Below are 16,405 nucleotides of genomic sequence, written 5' to 3'. Positions count from 1 at the left end.
TAGACAAAAAACAGAGCCGATTCTTAAAAACCGGCTCTGTTTTGAATTAATTAACCTTTTCTACATCATTTAATTTCCAAGATTGATCATACAATTCTTTGGTTGGACCATAGAATCTTGCAAGTATTTCAAAATCTCCTTTCGGATCTGTCGGAATCCAATTGCTTTCACCTTCCGCAGGTGGTTTTGGCCCAAAATACAGCGTTACGGTCCCATCACTATTCTTTTTAATGCCAGGTGTTTGAGACGAGCGCCCTGCCCATTTAGCCTCTCTAATAAATGTATGGGTCTCTCTATTATAAACAGTCATTGACCAATATTGTTTTACGGGAACATTTGCTGGCACTGTCACACGATATGAAGTATTACCATTCAGTATATTGCCGTCTTTATCTTTAATAGCCATAAGATAATATTGAGATTCTCCTATATGTTTTGCACTAAAAAATGCAATCATATAACAAACGGCTCGGTTATCAATCGGATAAATTTCTTTTATTTGATAAGAACTTTTTACACTCTTTATGTTTTCTTCATCTGCAGGAAAAAACCAATTAGTGCCTTCATAAAAGGGCTTATTGCTTTCGTAATTAGAAATGAGCCAATCTCTAGCTTCATTTACAGCTGCTTTAAATATTTCTTTGGTTTTTGCATCCGGAGCAAAACTTTTCCCTCTACTAATTCCTATAGTTTTTAGAGGATCAATCATGGTTCTGTCACGCTCCAAAAAAGGTTCTTCCTGCACAATTTCATTTAGTGATGCATAAAAACTCTCATCGTACTTAATAGAAGAATCATAAATTGTTTTTGTAGCATCTACAAATATTGTTTCTGAATTATTTGAAGCTTCCGAATAAGGATATAATTTTACTCTTTTACTATATTCAACAGCCGCTTTTACATCTGTTGGACTTCCGCTCTTAAGTACAGATCGTAAAAGCGCATAACCGCGATATGTATCAGACTGCATTACAAAGTAACCAGAAGGAATTTTTGTTTTATCATAACCCGGAGGAAGAATAATATATTTCCCTCCTTTTCCTTTATCCATTCCTCCAGGACCAACATCTTCAATTGCCGCCTGCCAGCAATTCATAACACTTCCGTTAAATACCCCATTATCAGCAGGAGGAATTTCAAGTACAACAGGTCCTTTTTCGGTATTAAAAAATGGCATTAAATAAATAACATCAGGATTTGGAGTCAATGTTTGGTTTTTCCAGTTAAGCAAAGCAGGCCAATATACAATTTGATTATAAGAACCATTAATCTTTTCCAGCTCTTTGTACATTAACTGGAAATTAACTGCAGGTATTCCCCAAATTGCAGCGTCAACAGCTCTCTGATATAGTATTTTATCTTTAATATTATCAGCATGAAATTCAGTTTTCTGAGGCATACCAGTATTTTTATCCGCGTTGGTTTCGGATGTATTTTCCTTTTTACAAGCTGTTGAAAAGAGCAGTAACGAAAACAAACAAGGAATGATTTTTTTCATAATAATTAGATTTAAACTTAAATTAGGGACAAAACTCCAATCAAATTTAAATCTAGTCAATATAATATTAGCTACTTACCTTCTTCAAATAGGTTTCAAGTTATAAAATGAAACCTATTTTTTATGGGCATTCATTTTTACTTCATCCTATTTTTAGCCTAAATTTGAAATCAAATTGGCAAATCAAACTTAAAAATGCAATTATATTCAGAACATTACGTCAGTCCTAAAGCAGAACGATTTGTCAATAAAATTTGGTGTCTCGATAACAGCATCGGCGAAAGCCTGATTGAAAATAAACTGGTTTTGCCAAATGGCTGTTTTAATCTTGCTATTGTTAACGGCAATTCGATTGAAGTTCATACGAATAAAAACAAATATGAAATGAACGAAGGCATTTATTTTTGCTCTCAAATGACTAATAAAGTGCTCGTTAATATTCAGCCAAAAGCAAAAGTTACCATAATCCAGTTGCATACTTGGACGCTTTCTCTATTTCCTAAATACGATTTGAGCAATTTTACAGATTCGATTATTAAAATTAATTCAGCCGAATTGCCTTTTAAAGTGGAGATTCAATCTGATATTGAAATACTATTAAAAACCATTAATGCTTATTTTGAAGCATTAGCAGATTCGCATCAAAATATAATTGAAAAAATCTGCGAGATTATAAGACTTCGCGAAGATGAAATTTCGGTTTCTGAAATAGGAAAGTTGTTGCATTCTTCGCAGCGTTTACTTCAAATAAAATTTAAAACCGCGACTGGACTTACGATTAAAAAATACATTCAGATTTTAAAATTCAGAAAATCGGTCGATCAAATGCTGAACGCCGATTTAGAGAAAATGAGTTTAACCGAAATTGCACTTTATAATAAATATTTCGATCAATCGCATTTTATCAGAAAGTTTAAAGATGTGACCAAAACAACTCCAAAAATGTTCAATCCTGATTTGTATTTTCTTTCGCAAAAAAGATAAAATTTCGCTTTTATACAATTTTGGTACTTTTGATTGAAGTATTCTTGCAGAATCAATAATCATCAATCAATCATCAAAATGAAAATCATCAATCCCCTTTTGTTTCAATTAAAAACTATTTTAGTTGGAATTTTACTCTTTCAAATACAAATGGGTTTTTCTCAAGAAGAAAAAACCTCTACTTTGTATAAAACTATTATGTCAAAAGACAGTCTTTTATTTGATATAGGTTTTAATACTTGCGATGTGAAACAATTCGAAAATTTATATACTGAAGATTTTGAGTTTTATCATGACAAAGACAGTGTTTCGGATAAAGCGAGATTTCTGAAGACTTTTAAAAGTGGCATTTGTTCTCCAACTAGAAAATACAATTACCGCAGAGAATTAATTTCTGGGAGTACCGAAATTTATCCATTATTTAAAAATGGCATTTTATACGGCGCGATTCAAATGGGAACGCATCGCTTTTATGAAACTTCTGGTGGTAATCCAGAACAAGCAGGAAGCTTTGCCAAATTCACGCATCTTTGGCTTTTAAAAAATAAAGAGTGGAAATTGGCAAGATCGCTAAGCTACAATCATCAAATGACTAGTTCTACGGCGGGCTTATCTGGTCTTTTTGACAATGATCAGGTAACGGAAAAATGGCTAAAAGAAAATAATGTTCCTGCTTTAGGAATTGGAATTATTTCGGATGGAAAACTGAAGCAAATAAAAACTTTTGGCAATCTGAAACGCGATGTTACCGCGCCTTACAACACGATTTGGAATGTTGCTTCGCTAACCAAACCAGTAACTGCAATTGTTGCTTTGAAATTGGTTTCGCAAGGAAAATGGAATTTAGACGAACCGCTTGATCGATATTGGATTGATCCAGATATTGCTAAAGATCCGAATCATAAATTATTGACGACAAGAATTATTTTAAGCCATCAAACTGGTTTTCCAAATTGGAGGGATTTTAATGAATCTAAAAAATTGGATTTCAAATTTAAACCTGGAACGCAATACCAATATTCTGGAGAAGGTTTTGAATATCTACGAAAAGCACTAGAGAAAAAATTTCACAAAACATTAGATCAATTGGCTTCAGAATTAGTTTTTGATCCTTTAAAGATGAACGATTCTCAATTCATTTGGAATGATAAAATTGATCTTTCGAGATATGCCGTTAATTATGACAAAGACGGTAATGCTTACGAGCCGACTAAAAATAAAACCGCAAGCGCTGCAGACGATCTTTTGACTACAGTCGAAGATTACGGCAAATTTTTATCTAGTATAATGAACAGCGAAGGATTAAGCAAAAAGGTTTTTGACGATATGATTTCGCATCAAGTCCAGACGAAAAAAAACAAATATTTTGGTTTGGGTTTTGAAATCTATGATTTAGGAAACGAAAATTATGCGCTTTCTCACGGCGGAGCGGATAAAGGTGTTCAGACTATTTTTATTCTGCTTCCGAAAACGAAACAAGGTTTAATCATTTTTACCAATGTTGACGATGGCTACAAAGTTTATGAAAATATAGTTGTTCATTATTTAGGAGAAAACGGCAGAAAAATAGTCGATATCGAAACCAAATAATTGCTATCGCCATCAGATATTAACTTTAATCTGAGTAACATGTTCAAATTATTTATCCTTTTATTAGTATACATAAGTAAAATTTTAACTGCTTAATAGCACTAAAAATATTTGTTAGTTATGAGCATAGGCCTACTTTTTTAAGTAAATGGTCTGTGCTCTAATTTTTTATAATCGAAAAAAAATAAAAATTTCGGATTAATCTTGAAACCAAATCGCAAAACAATCGTCTAACCTTTTAGAACATCTGTTTATTTCATTCAAGAAGTTTCAATCATCAATCAAAAACAAATTTCATTAATCTAAAACCATAATCAATCCACTATGAAAAAATCAATCAAACTTATTGTGCTTTTTGTCGCTTTTCAGCTTTCCTCATTTAGCACTTTTGCTCAAGATAAAGCACAGCAAATCGAACAGCTTTTAAACAAATACACCGAATACGGACAATTTAACGGTTCGGCTTTGGTGGCAGAAAACGGAAAAGTAATTTTCAAAAAAGGTTTTGGTTCTGCCAACATGGAATGGAATATTCAGAATCAACCTGATACCAAATTCAGATTGGGTTCTATCAGCAAACAGTTTACTGCTCTTTTGATCGTAAAATTGACAGAAGACGGAAAAATAAAACTAGATGTGCCTATTACCACTTATCTTCCTGACTATCCAAAAGAAAACGGTGATAAAATCACCATTCATCATTTATTGACTCATACTTCTGGAATTCCAAATTATACCAGCGCGCCAAACTTCTTTAAAGATAAAGCAAGAAATCCTTATGCTCCAGAAGCTTTTGTAAAGACATTTTCTAGTTTGCCACTTGAATTTACTCCAGGCGAAAAATTCAATTACAGCAATTCGGGTTATTTTTTATTGGGGTACATTATCGAAAAAATTACAGGCAAAACGTACGAGCAGAATTTACAAGAAACTATTTTCACGCCTTTAAAAATGGTTAATTCTGGTTACGATCATAGCGAGGTTATTTTAAAAAACAGAGCTGCTGGTTATGAAAAAGAAGGAAAGAAAATTGTAAATGCGGCCTATATTGATATGAGTATTCCGTACGCTGCAGGATCTTTATATTCTACTGTAGAAGATTTGTATTTATGGGATCAAGCGCTTTACACCAATAAATTGCTTTCTGAAAAATCTATGGAATCTTTATTCAAACCTTACATTAAAGCATGGAATGGTTTTTACGGATACGGATGGTCAACTTACGAAGTGCCAAACGGAAATGATAAATTAACTGTTATTGAACACGGTGGCGGTATCAACGGATTTAATACTATTATTTCTCGCATTCCGAAAGATAAAAATCTTGTGGTTTTATTGAATAATACTGGAGGAACTGTTTTGGGAGAAATGAATACTGCAATACGTTCAATATTATACAATCAGCCTTTTAATCAGCCAAAGAAATCACTGGCTCTTGATCTATTAGATGTTTATAACGAAAAAGGTGCAGTAGCAGGAACAGAAACTTACAAAAAGCTAAAAAACGATCCAACTTATGCCATTAAAGAAGGTGATATGAACAGAGTTGGATATCAATTGCTTCAAACTGGAAAAAAGAAAGAAGCTATCGAAGTTTTTAAAATCAATGTTGATACTTTTCCAAAATCTGGAAATGTTTATGATAGTTTAGGTGAAGCCTATTTGGCTGATGGAGATAAAAAACTGGCCATTGCGAACTACAAGAAATCGGTGGAATTGGATCCTACAAATGAAGGTGGAAAAAAAGTTTTAGAAGAACTTTCTAAAAAATAAAGTCAGCATATTCTAGATTAAATTCTTAAAATGGCTCCGATACAATAGCTCTAGCAGTTGTTGTATCGGAGTTTTTTGTTACAACTTGGGACATTCAAAATTGGGAAATTATTTTTTAAAAATAGTATTTTAGCCTCACCCAAAAATTGAATAACCTATGAAAAATTTAAACCAACACCATTTTCTGGTTGCGTTCCTGTGTCTTTTTATTTCTTCTAAATCTTTATCTCAAAGCAATCAGCCGTTGATGCCAAGTCAGCAGAACAAAATCATAATCGATAAAATTGTTGAAGCAACACGTTATAAAAATTATGTTATCGATTTTTGCCTTTCAAAAATAAATGAGGCTTCTGCAAAAGAAGGTTGGAATGACCAAAAGGCAATGGAAATTACTCAAACCATTAATTACAAAAATTTTAGAGATGCGATTTATAACAGTTTTGTTGTATTTGACGAAGTTGAACTAGAAACTTTATTAAAAGCCTATGAAAAAGACCCAGCTTATCAAACCCAAAATGTGATGACCAACAATAAAGTTCTAATTAATAATTTGAACATTTTTGCTAATGATATTGTACTTGGGAAGTATATTTCTAAGTAAGGTGCTAAGGTGCTGAGATACTAAGATACTAAGATGCTGAGATTTTTAACCTTTGGCAAAATTTAAAATTTGGCAAAGGTTGTAACCTGAAACTTCAAACATGAAACTTGAAACCTGAAACAAAAAACCTACTTCTTAGGTTTCAAAATCAGTTTGGTCGAAGTCTTTATAATCTCTTCTTTGTTCAATTTCATTTTTCTGAACTTTCCTGCGTTGTACATTTCGGCTTGATCGTCGTAATGTTTACTGAAAGGATTTCCAGATTGTCCTGTTGGCAAAATACTCCAGCTGTTTTCTATATCTGCAAAATCGACAATTCTTCTTGTTGAAGGTCCGCCTTTCGTGTAATACTTTCCTTCATCATTAAATCCGAAGAATAAATTATTGATTACTTCATTTGAACCTGGAGAATTAAAAGGCCCAACATTAAACAATCCGCGAAGCGCTTTGACTTTTCCTAGCGGATGCTCGTGTTCTACCGTATGTACTTTTCCCCAATTCCATTCTGAAACATTTTCTCCTAACTGATTCTGCAAGGCAACAACAGCATCATGAAAAGATTTTGAAACAACGTCTGTTCTGGTTTCTTTTACATTTTTTGTTTTGATATTATCCCACCAAACCGAATTTTCATTTTTTATCTGATTGGCAATAACTTGTTTTCCTAAAGAAATTCCCAAAAACAAATTGAAGTTATCCTTGCCCATTTCGTCTTCAAATGTATTTTTCAGGTACAAATAAATCCATTTGTTGTATATCGTTGGCGCAACATCTTCAATATTTGTTGTTCCTTTCCAAGATTTTAAAACTTTTAAAACTTGCTTCTCATTATTAGAAAGTGGCTTATTATCTAAACTTGCTATTAAATTTTTGGAAACTTCAACTGAAACATCCGAAGTATTATCATAAATCATTTTACTGATAGCTTCTTTATCCCAATCTGATTTTGCATCTAAAATCCCAGAAATTCTTTTGGCGCGATCTTCTGGCAAATAATATCCTGGATATAAATAACCATTATCTATAGCTTCCGGCTGATTATTGGCAGAATAAACATATCCCCATTCTGGATTTTCAGCCGACGGGTTTTGCTCGAAATCTAGAAATTTGGTGATATCATCTTTTCCGCTTGAACCGTCTAAAATTAAATGCGTGTTAACACCTTCATTATGTCGGTACAATTTCCCGCTCGCCCACCAAGCCACATTTCCTTTTGCATCGCCATACATTACATTTAATCCCGGTGCGGCAATTAAACTGACTGCCTTTTTAAAATCGTCAGTATTTTTGGCATGGGAAAGTCCATAAGCCGCGTCTAAAATCTGGATTGGCTCTCTGGTATAAGTCCAAGACATTGCAATTGGATTTTTCTTTTCTAAACGATCTATAAAATCATTCATAACTGGACCATGACGTGTAATCTTAACTGTCAAGACAACATCTGAAGAATCTTTTACTTTTATTGTCTTTTTTCTGATTTCGTATTTACTGAAACCTGCTGGAGTCTGGTATTGAGAAGCATCGTCTGCTTTATTTTTTTCTTGGTAAAAATCGATATCATCATTTTCAAACATCGTTAAACCATAAGCATAATCTCTGTTATGTGCCAAAAGCGGAAACGGAGTTCCAGCCAAATAACACCCATACAATTCCTGTTGTGGCGTTACAATATGTGCTTCGTACCAAGTTGCCGGTTGCGAAAATCCGATATGCGGATCATTTGCAAAAATAACTTTTCCTGTTTTCGATTTATGTGGCCCAACAACCCAACTGTTACTTCCAATAAATGGAGGAATCGGAGACTGATCCAGCATTGCAGTTATAGATTTTGAAATCTCAGTATATTCTTCAGTCTTCTCTTTTGAAATTTTGATTTTCGTATTATTGAATTCTCCTTCAATACCTAAATCTTTCAAATAAGTGGCTCCATATTTATTTTTAATATCAGTTACTAAAGGATCTGTTTTCTGCGCCATGGCAAAACTGAAAGACATGTAGCCAAAAATATTATAAACGTCTTTTATGGTGAACTTTTGTTTTTTTACACCAACCAAAGTAAATTCTATCGGCGTAGCGCCCTCCTCCAGATATTGATTAATTCCATCCAGATAAGCTTGAGTTAGTTTATAACTTTCGCTGTTTTTATCCAATTTGGCAATGGCTTTCGCCGAAGCTTCTTCGATTCCAATTCCAGCAAAAAATTTATCATTTTTAAGCGCAACACCTCCAAAGATTTCAGACAAACGTCCAGGCGCAATTCGGCGTAACAATTCCATCTGCCATAATCTTTCCTGCGCGTGTACATAACCAAGTGCAGTCATGGCATCTTTTTCAGAATCTGCATAAATATGAGGTACTCCAAAATCATCAAAATAGACTGTGGTTTCCTTTTCCAGATTATTTAATTGTACAGAACCTTCATATTTTGGTTTTAGATGAAAAATATAAGCGCACAAACCAATCGCAAGAATTACAATAACCACCAATAATGTCAGCAGGATTTTTTTAATTATTCTCATATTCTAAAAAAGGATGAAATTCGTAATAATGTAACTTTTCTTCAAAATCTTATAAGAGACAACAGTCTTTAAAAGTCTAAATTTATGTATTTAAAATTAATCCTATAAATGTCTGTATATAAAAAAATAGCGATTGTTGTAATTTCTCTTCTTGCACTTGTAATTCTTGCCAACATCGGGCTGAATTACTGGATCAAAAAACAGCTTCCGATCATAATTCACGAAAAAAATAAAACCGCATATAATATTAATTATGAAAAAATTGAAGTTTCTCTTTTTTCCAGAAATATTAATGCACAGACTTTATTGGTAAGCCCTAAAAATGAGCCAAAAGACAGTAAAAATGGGCTTTTCGCCAAAATTGAGTCTATTACGATTAAACATTTTAATATTTGGGACTTAGCGTTTCGCGATATTATTCAAGCAGAAAGTATCATTATCAATAAACCTCGTGTTATTTTATACAAAAAAGGCGAGAAACTGATCAACAACAGCAAAAGCATTAAAACCGAAATTGTAGATCCTTTTCGTAAAATTATAGCCGTTTCCAATATTTATCTGAACGATGGAACGGTCGATATGGTTTCTCTCGATACGGAAAGGCCGATTTTCAGCATTAAAAAAATCCTTTTAAAACTGGAAGGCATTTTAATTACTGATGCTACATTAAAAGAAAAAATTCCGCTTCAATATAAAAGCTATGCTTTGGTTTGTGACAGTTTGTTTTACAGACCAAATGGTTTCTATCACATCAACATCGGAAAAATAAGTACCGAAAAGAATTTCTTAAAGATTAATAATTTCTCTAATCTTCCTCAGTTTAGCCGAAGAGAATTTACAAAACGTCTTGAAAAAGAAAAGGATATTTACAATTTAAAATTTGACTCGGCGCAGGTTGAAAAAATGGATTGGGGTTTTAAAAACGATCGTTTTTATTTCAAAGCCAATTCTCTGGTGATTAATCATTTTGATGCTAATATTTACCGCGGAAAAATGGTAAAAGACGATCCAAGCAAAAAATATCTTTACAATCATTTATTGCGAAATCTAAAATTCCCTCTTCAAATTGATACTTTGCAAGTTCTTAAATCGAAATTGGTTTATGAAGAAGAACTTGATTTTGCCAAAGGGCCAGGAATGCTAACTTTTGACAAATTCAATTTACAAGCCACGAATCTGCGAAGCGGTTTTGGTCTGAAAAAAACGGATGATGTAAAAATTAAAGTCAAATGTATTTTCATGAAGAATTCTCCGCTTGATGTCGATTGGCGTTTTAATGTTCTGGACAAAAGTGACGGATTTCATATTCAAGGCGTGATTTCAAATTTTGATGTTGGAGCTATGACAAGATTCACTAAGCCCTATATCAACAGTACTTTTACTGGAACTTTCAATAAATACCGTTTTAATTTTTACGGAAACGACAACGGATCGAAAGGAAATGCTTCATTGGATTATGAAGATCTGAAAGTAAAATTATACCAAAAGAAAAATCCTGAAAAAGAAGCCAAACTCAAAACGGCAGTTGCTAATTTATTAGTTAAAAACGATTCGAAAGAAAACCCCAAATCCGCGGAAGTCGAGGTAGAACGTCTTCAAGATAGATCGTTCTACAATCTTTTGTGGAGAAGCATTGCAGAATCCTTGAAGAAGATTTTGATTTAGTTTTTTATGCCACGACTCGAGCGACAGCGAATAGGCGAAGCAATTCACTAATTATTTTTTCAATCTTTCTGGCAACATAGCCTGCGGTTTCAACCGCAGGAACGCAACGAATTTCTACAAAAATTTTCCTCAACGCATTTCTATAACACATTCTCACAATACATTCCCCGCGGTTGAAACCGCGGGCTATATTTTTTTACAATTCGTAGAAATATTTTTAATCTAATCATTTTAAATAAAAACCGTGAATTGCTTCGCCTGTTAGCTGTCGCTAGAGTCGTGGCGCAAAAACTTTACTTTCAAACCTGACAATTATCAGGTTTTAGGAAAATTTATTTTTCTTCATTTGTTCCTATTTTAATCCGAATACAAATGACAAAAAATAATCTGCATACTTTTCATATTCCAGTAATGGGATTGGCTTATACCATAGACAGTCCGATTCGAGTAGCGCAGTACGGAATTTCATCTGTTGTTGCTTTAGCAGACGATGATCTGATTGAGAAGATGCGTAATTTTTACAGCACAAAATTCAATATTCCCTACGAAGAAATCACTCAAAAATTTCACGACTACCGCGCTGAAAGAATTACCTCTTATTTAAATTTAGTCGATAAAATTGTAAAAGAGAAATTCGAAAATTTCAAAACAGAATTGGCAGAAAGCAAAACAGCTTTAGAAAACTTTATGTCGATGCTCCCGAATACTTCTGATATTAAAAAAGGATTTCAGAATTTATTGGATGACGGAATTGCTTTTAAAGAGAACATCCAAAATTATATTGAAACCAATCTTTTTCCAGGAGAAATCGATGTTAACATTATGACCAAATTGGACAAAGATAATTTTGTTAAAAACGAACAGCTTCCAATTGAGTTTAACGATGCTCATGCCGCTTTAAGAGGTTTTGCCAAAAGTAATCTGGAATCTTCTGTAGTGCTTTCTGCTGGAATGAATCCGAGATTGTTTGGTTACTTCGAAAACTTCAAAGATTTTTTTCCAAATGAGAATAACGAACTTAAAAAGAAAATTATCTTAAAAGTAAGTGATTTTAGATCGGCTATGATTCAAGGAAATTTCTTGGCTAAAAAAGGGCTTTGGGTTTCAGAATACCGAATTGAATCAGGATTAAACTGCGGCGGACATGCCTTTGCAACCGACGGACTCTTATTGGGTACGATTTTAGAAGAATTCAAGCAGAAAAAAGAGCAATTGGTACAGTCGGCCCACGATTTAATGATTAAGGCTTTACAGGCAAAAAATCAGCCTATTCCTGAAAATCCGTTAGAATTAAAAATTACAGTTCAAGGCGGTGTTGGAACTGCGGATGAACATGAGTTTTTATTAGACGAATATAAGGTTGATTCTGTTGGTTGGGGTTCGCCATTTTTATTGGTTCCCGAAGCGACATCTGTCGATAAAGAGACTCGTAATTTATTGATGAATGCCAAAGAAGATGATTTTTATTTAAGTAATATTTCGCCCTTGGGAGTTCCTTTTAATACTTTGAAAGGAACTACAAATGAATTTTTAAAGCAAAAGCGAATTCATGAAAACAAAGCAGGAAGTTCTTGTCCGAAGAAATTTTTGGCATTAAGCAAAGAATATGATCCACACGGAATCTGCACGGCTTCAAAAAAATATCAGGATATAAAACTGGAAGAATTAGAAGCAAAAAAGGATTCGCTTTCTGCTGATGAATTTGAGAAAAACAAAATCAAAATTACTGAAAAATCGTGTCTTTGTGTTGGTCTGGCTAATGCTTCTTATCTAGAAAATGACATTAAAATAAAAGGTCAGGCACAAGGCGTCGTGATTTGTCCTGGACCAAACTTAGCTTACTTTGATCAGGAAGTTTCTTTAAAAGATATGATTCAGCATATTTATCAAGGAAAATCGATCATTAGAACTGAACGACCAAACTTGTTTATAAAAGAGCTTAAAATGTATATTACCTATTTTAGAAATGAAATTCAATCTATTTCTGGAGAACTTACAGCAGCTCAGCTTAAAAAATGGAATTCTTTTAAATCTAATCTGTTAGATGGAATTGAGTATTATAAAAATTTATTTGAATCGACGTCAGTCTTTAAGGGTCATCTTGATCAACTCGATTCTTGTAAATCAGAATTAGTTGGTATTAAAATTCCCGTTTCAGAGTTGGTTTAAAATTGAAAACCCCAAATTAGTATCTAATTTGGGGTTTGTTTTTTATTTATAGAATAACTATTCTTTCTTTTTGTTTTTACTGTCAATAACAGCTCCTGTTCCAGTTCCTAATGCCGCTCCCGCTAAACCACCAATAACAGCTCCTTCGCCTTTTTTCTTACTGACAATTGCGCCAGTTGCAGCACCTACTCCAGCACCAATTACAGCACCCTTAGCAGTTGCACTCCAACCTTTCTTTTTTGCTGGTGCAGCAGCTGTTGTTGTAGCAGCGGCTTGTTGATGCACTACGACAACTTTCTCCTTTTGAGCTTCGATCTTTTCCTCGTTTAATTTTGCCATTTCAGTCTTCATCGAATCGATAACACGCTGTTTGTTAATCTCAACTTTCATTGAATCAATGCTGGCTTGTTTAGCTTTATTTATATCTTCTTTGTTTTGTTGTTGACAAGAAGTTAAAAATAATACGGTCAATAAAATATATAAGCCTTTCATGATTATAAGTTTTAAAAAAATTATACATCACAAAGTACTTAATATCTGCTATAATAATTATTACAGAATTTTTTGAAAAGTTTATAAGATTTGAAGATTTGATGTTTGTTTCTCGCTGTTTTTTATTTTTCAAGCTGAATGATTGATGCTCGCAAAGTCGCGAAGGCGCAAAGTTTTTATTTTTAAGTTTAATAGCATTCAGCTAAAACTTGGATGAAAAAGTCATCAAAAGAAAAAGGCTTTAATCAAAATATACTTGTTTGGCTAAAGCCCTCTTAATTTCATCTTTAACACCTCCAGCTAAAGCCGGAGGCTATTTAAAAAAATCTTTTTAATCCTTTTAATCTGTGGCTTAAAAAAAACTTTGCGACTTTGCGACTTTGCGAGACTTTACTTCCCTAAAATTCCTTTTTTCAGAATTTGTCCGAAATCATACATATCTTCATAAGAGCAATATAACGGAACTGGTGCTAAACGAATAACGTTTGGTTCGCGCCAATCTGTAATGACACCATTTTTCATTAAATAATCAAACAAGGCTCTTCCTTCTCCGTGAAGAAAAACAGATAATTGCGAGGCTCTTTCTTTTGGGTTAAAAGGTGTGATAATTTCGAAGGTACTTTCTACTTCTTTATCAATTTCATGAAGAATAAATTCTAGATACGAAGTAATATGATCGCGTTTTGCAATGAGTGAATCCATTCCAACCTCAGCAAACATTTCTACTGAAGCCAAATATGGCGCTAAAGATAAAACCGGAAGATTACTAATCTGCCATCCATCTGCACCGTGAACCGGATCAAAATTAGGTTCCATTTTAAAACGGCGCTCTTTGTTGTGTCCCCACCATCCTGCAAATCTTGGCAAGTCTGAATTATGATGTTTTTCGTGAACAAAACAACCCGAAGCATTTCCTGGGCCTGAATTCATATATTTATAACTGCACCAAGCAGCAAAATCTACATTCCAATCATGAAGTTCTAATTTGATATTTCCTGCAGCGTGCGCCAAATCCCATCCTACTTTGGCTCCAGCTTTTTGTCCTGCAGCAGTAATGGTTTTAATATCAAAAACTTGTCCCGTATAATAATTTACTCCGCCAATTAAAACCAAAGCCAGTTCCTCACCTACTTCTTCAATTTTTGCTAATACATCTTCCAAACGAATATTGTGTTCTCCTTCTCTTCGTTTAATTTCTACAATCGCATCTTCAGGTTTATATCCATGAAAATTCACCTGACTTTGAAACATATATTGATCTGACGGAAAAGCTTTTTCTTCGCAGATAATTTTATAACGTTTGCCTTTTGGCTGATAAAAAGAAACCATCAGTAAGTGAAGATTTACCGTCAAAGTATTCATCACCGTAACTTCAGATGGAAGCGCACCCACAATTTTACTCAAAGGTTCTGCAAATCTTTCTTGATAATCCCACCAAGGTTTTTCAGCATAAAAATGACCTTCAACTGCCAAATTTGCCCAATCATCCATTATTTCATCAACATAAGCTTTGGTGCGTTTTGGCTGTAATCCTAGTGAATTTCCTGTAAAATAAATTACTCGTTTGTCGTTTACTTTTGGAAAAATAAATTGTTCCTGATAGTGGTTTAATGTGTCTTTCGAATCTAACTCTCGTGCAAATTCGCGTGTATTTTGAAAAGTCATTGTGTTTTTGTTTTGTCTGCTAAAATAACAAAAATTGTTTGTTTTGTTTCAGGTTTAAGGTTTCAAGTTGATATGCTTTGTGTCTTTTAACCGCAAAGTTCGCAAGGTTTTTTACTCAGTTTGTGTTTGTCTAATGCAAAAAAGAACGCAAAGCTTTGCGAACTTAGCGTTTGTAAACGTTAGCTTAGATAAAAATCCTTGCGAACTTTGCGTTTAAATTTTACAACGAAACTCAAAGTTGCCTGAAACCTGAAACTTGAGACCATTAAAAAACAAAAACCCGACAGCTTCTAAAAAACTGTCGGGTATTCTTTATAATATAAATTCTAATTAAAGAATTAACATCGCGTCTCCGTAAGAATAGAATTTGTATCCTTCTTTGATCGCTTCATCGTATGCTTTTTTCATTAAATCGTGTCCACAGAAAGCAGAAATCATCATTAATAATGTCGATTTTGGTGTGTGGAAGTTTGTAATCATACAGTTTGCAATACTGAAATCGTGAGGAGGGAAAATAAATTTATTTGTCCATCCTTCGTAAGGATTTAAAGTATTAGCAGAAGAAACAGAACTTTCAATTGCACGCATAGAAGTTGTTCCGACTGCGCAAATACGTTTTTTCTTTGCTTTTCCTTCGTTTACAATATCACACGCTTTTTGAGTGATGATCAATTCCTCAGAATCCATTTTGTGTTTAGATAAATCTTCTACCTCAACTGGGTTAAAAGTACCTAAACCAACGTGTAAAGTTACCTCAGCAAAGTTCACTCCTTTGATTTCTAATTTTTTCAAAAGATGTTTTGAAAAGTGTAAACCAGCAGTTGGTGCCGCTACAGCCCCTTCTTCTTTTGCGTAGATCGTTTGGTATCTTTCAGCATCTTCAGCAGTAACTTCTCTGTTAATGTATTTAGGAATTGGAGTTTCTCCAAGTTCTGTCAATTTGTTTCTGAATTCTTCGTAAGACCCATCGTATAAGAAACGCAATGTTCTACCACGAGAAGTTGTATTGTCGATTACCTCAGCAACTAACGAATCGTCATCACCAAAATAAAGTTTGTTACCAATACGGATTTTTCTAGCTGGATCAACCAAAACATCCCAAAGGCGTTGCTCAGAATTTAATTCTCTTAATAAGAAAACTTCAATTCTAGCTCCAGTTTTTTCTTTGTTTCCATACAAACGTGCAGGGAAAACTTTTGTATTATTAAGAATTAAAACGTCTCCGTCATCAAAATAGTTGATCACGTCTTTAAACATTTTATGTTCGATAGTGTTTTTTTTACGGTCAATTACCATTAAACGAGATTCATCTCTATTTTCTGCTGGGAATTCAGCCAAAAGTTCTTTCGGTAAATTGAAATTGAAGTGTGATAATTTCATATTTGAATTGTTGATTTTAGAGTGTAGCTTTTAGATTTGTTTATCTAAAAATTTAAATCGGTTGCAAAT

General features: G+C 33.6%; 11 protein-coding genes. 6 read left to right on the top strand and 5 right to left on the bottom strand.

The window, feature by feature from the left end:
- Positions 1-46: 46 nt before the first annotated feature.
- The gene (locus tag AC3Y25_RS12140; protein WP_489902918.1) at positions 47-1,498 is read right to left on the bottom strand and encodes a DUF1254 domain-containing protein; all 1,452 of its coding nucleotides are present in this window, start codon (positions 1,496-1,498) and stop codon (positions 47-49) included.
- A gap of 195 nt (positions 1,499-1,693) precedes the next feature.
- On the opposite strand from AC3Y25_RS12140, the gene AC3Y25_RS12135 reads away from it, so the two are divergent.
- From AC3Y25_RS12135 to AC3Y25_RS12120, 4 genes are all read left to right on the top strand, one after another.
- Positions 1,694-2,482, top strand: a complete 789-nt coding sequence (locus AC3Y25_RS12135) for a helix-turn-helix domain-containing protein (protein WP_489902917.1) — start codon at positions 1,694-1,696, stop codon at positions 2,480-2,482.
- Between the two features lie 78 nt (positions 2,483-2,560).
- Positions 2,561-4,072, top strand: a complete 1,512-nt coding sequence (locus AC3Y25_RS12130; protein ID WP_489902916.1) for a serine hydrolase domain-containing protein — start codon at positions 2,561-2,563, stop codon at positions 4,070-4,072.
- 324 nt (positions 4,073-4,396) lie between these two features.
- Positions 4,397-5,845 carry a serine hydrolase gene (locus AC3Y25_RS12125; RefSeq protein ID WP_489902915.1) on the top strand — a complete coding sequence of 483 codons (1,449 nt, stop codon included), beginning with the start codon at positions 4,397-4,399 and terminating at the stop codon, positions 5,843-5,845.
- A gap of 157 nt (positions 5,846-6,002) precedes the next feature.
- On the top strand, positions 6,003-6,446 hold the full coding sequence (locus tag AC3Y25_RS12120) for a hypothetical protein (protein ID WP_250835036.1): 444 nt from the start codon (positions 6,003-6,005) through the stop codon (positions 6,444-6,446).
- A 128-nt stretch (positions 6,447-6,574) separates the two neighbouring features.
- Here the strand turns inward: AC3Y25_RS12120 and AC3Y25_RS12115 are convergent, their stop codons facing one another.
- Positions 6,575-8,965, bottom strand: a complete 2,391-nt coding sequence (locus tag AC3Y25_RS12115) for a penicillin acylase family protein (protein ID WP_489902914.1) — start codon at positions 8,963-8,965, stop codon at positions 6,575-6,577.
- Between the two features lie 108 nt (positions 8,966-9,073).
- Here AC3Y25_RS12115 and AC3Y25_RS12110 point away from each other — a divergent pair, with 108 nt between their 5' ends.
- Together AC3Y25_RS12110 and AC3Y25_RS12105 are read left to right on the top strand one after the other, a co-directional pair.
- The gene (locus tag AC3Y25_RS12110) at positions 9,074-10,630 is read left to right on the top strand and encodes a hypothetical protein (RefSeq protein ID WP_489902913.1); all 1,557 of its coding nucleotides are present in this window, start codon (positions 9,074-9,076) and stop codon (positions 10,628-10,630) included.
- A 372-nt stretch (positions 10,631-11,002) separates the two neighbouring features.
- Positions 11,003-12,799, top strand: coding sequence for a hypothetical protein (locus AC3Y25_RS12105; RefSeq protein ID WP_489902912.1), 1,797 nt, complete (start codon positions 11,003-11,005; stop codon positions 12,797-12,799).
- Positions 12,800-12,856: 57 nt separating this feature from the next.
- Here AC3Y25_RS12105 and AC3Y25_RS12100 read toward each other — a convergent pair whose 3' ends face one another.
- From AC3Y25_RS12100 to queA, 3 genes are all read right to left on the bottom strand, one after another.
- Entirely contained in the window at positions 12,857-13,291 is a 435-nt protein-coding gene (locus AC3Y25_RS12100; protein WP_379801309.1) for a YMGG-like glycine zipper-containing protein, read from the bottom strand.
- Between the two features lie 390 nt (positions 13,292-13,681).
- Entirely contained in the window at positions 13,682-14,956 is a 1,275-nt protein-coding gene (gene kynU, locus AC3Y25_RS12095) for a kynureninase (protein WP_489902911.1), read from the bottom strand.
- Between the two features lie 330 nt (positions 14,957-15,286).
- A complete protein-coding gene (gene queA / locus AC3Y25_RS12090; protein WP_095928237.1) occupies positions 15,287-16,336 on the bottom strand; it encodes a tRNA preQ1(34) S-adenosylmethionine ribosyltransferase-isomerase QueA in 1,050 nt (349 codons plus the stop codon).
- Positions 16,337-16,405: the final 69 nt, after the last annotated feature.

It is taken from the genome of Flavobacterium sp. LK-23 (assembly GCF_058135255.1).
The sequence above is the reverse complement of the archived record's forward strand: the minus strand, read 5'-3'. Positions and strand labels throughout refer to the sequence as shown.

What these genes read in the sequence shown, in the direction of transcription:
- AC3Y25_RS12140 (WP_489902918.1), bottom strand. Translation starts at nt 1,498, where the DNA reads ATGAAAAAAATCATTCCTTGTTTGTTTTCGTTACTGCTCTTTTCAACA.
- AC3Y25_RS12135 (WP_489902917.1), top strand. Translation starts at nt 1,694, where the DNA reads ATGCAATTATATTCAGAACATTACGTCAGTCCTAAAGCAGAACGATTT.
- AC3Y25_RS12130 (WP_489902916.1), top strand. Translation starts at nt 2,561, where the DNA reads ATGAAAATCATCAATCCCCTTTTGTTTCAATTAAAAACTATTTTAGTT.
- AC3Y25_RS12125 (WP_489902915.1), top strand. Translation starts at nt 4,397, where the DNA reads ATGAAAAAATCAATCAAACTTATTGTGCTTTTTGTCGCTTTTCAGCTT.
- AC3Y25_RS12120 (WP_250835036.1), top strand. Translation starts at nt 6,003, where the DNA reads ATGAAAAATTTAAACCAACACCATTTTCTGGTTGCGTTCCTGTGTCTT.
- AC3Y25_RS12115 (WP_489902914.1), bottom strand. Translation starts at nt 8,965, where the DNA reads ATGAGAATAATTAAAAAAATCCTGCTGACATTATTGGTGGTTATTGTA.
- AC3Y25_RS12110 (WP_489902913.1), top strand. Translation starts at nt 9,074, where the DNA reads ATGTCTGTATATAAAAAAATAGCGATTGTTGTAATTTCTCTTCTTGCA.
- AC3Y25_RS12105 (WP_489902912.1), top strand. Translation starts at nt 11,003, where the DNA reads ATGACAAAAAATAATCTGCATACTTTTCATATTCCAGTAATGGGATTG.
- AC3Y25_RS12100 (WP_379801309.1), bottom strand. Translation starts at nt 13,291, where the DNA reads ATGAAAGGCTTATATATTTTATTGACCGTATTATTTTTAACTTCTTGT.
- kynU (WP_489902911.1), bottom strand. Translation starts at nt 14,956, where the DNA reads ATGACTTTTCAAAATACACGCGAATTTGCACGAGAGTTAGATTCGAAA.
- queA (WP_095928237.1), bottom strand. Translation starts at nt 16,336, where the DNA reads ATGAAATTATCACACTTCAATTTCAATTTACCGAAAGAACTTTTGGCT.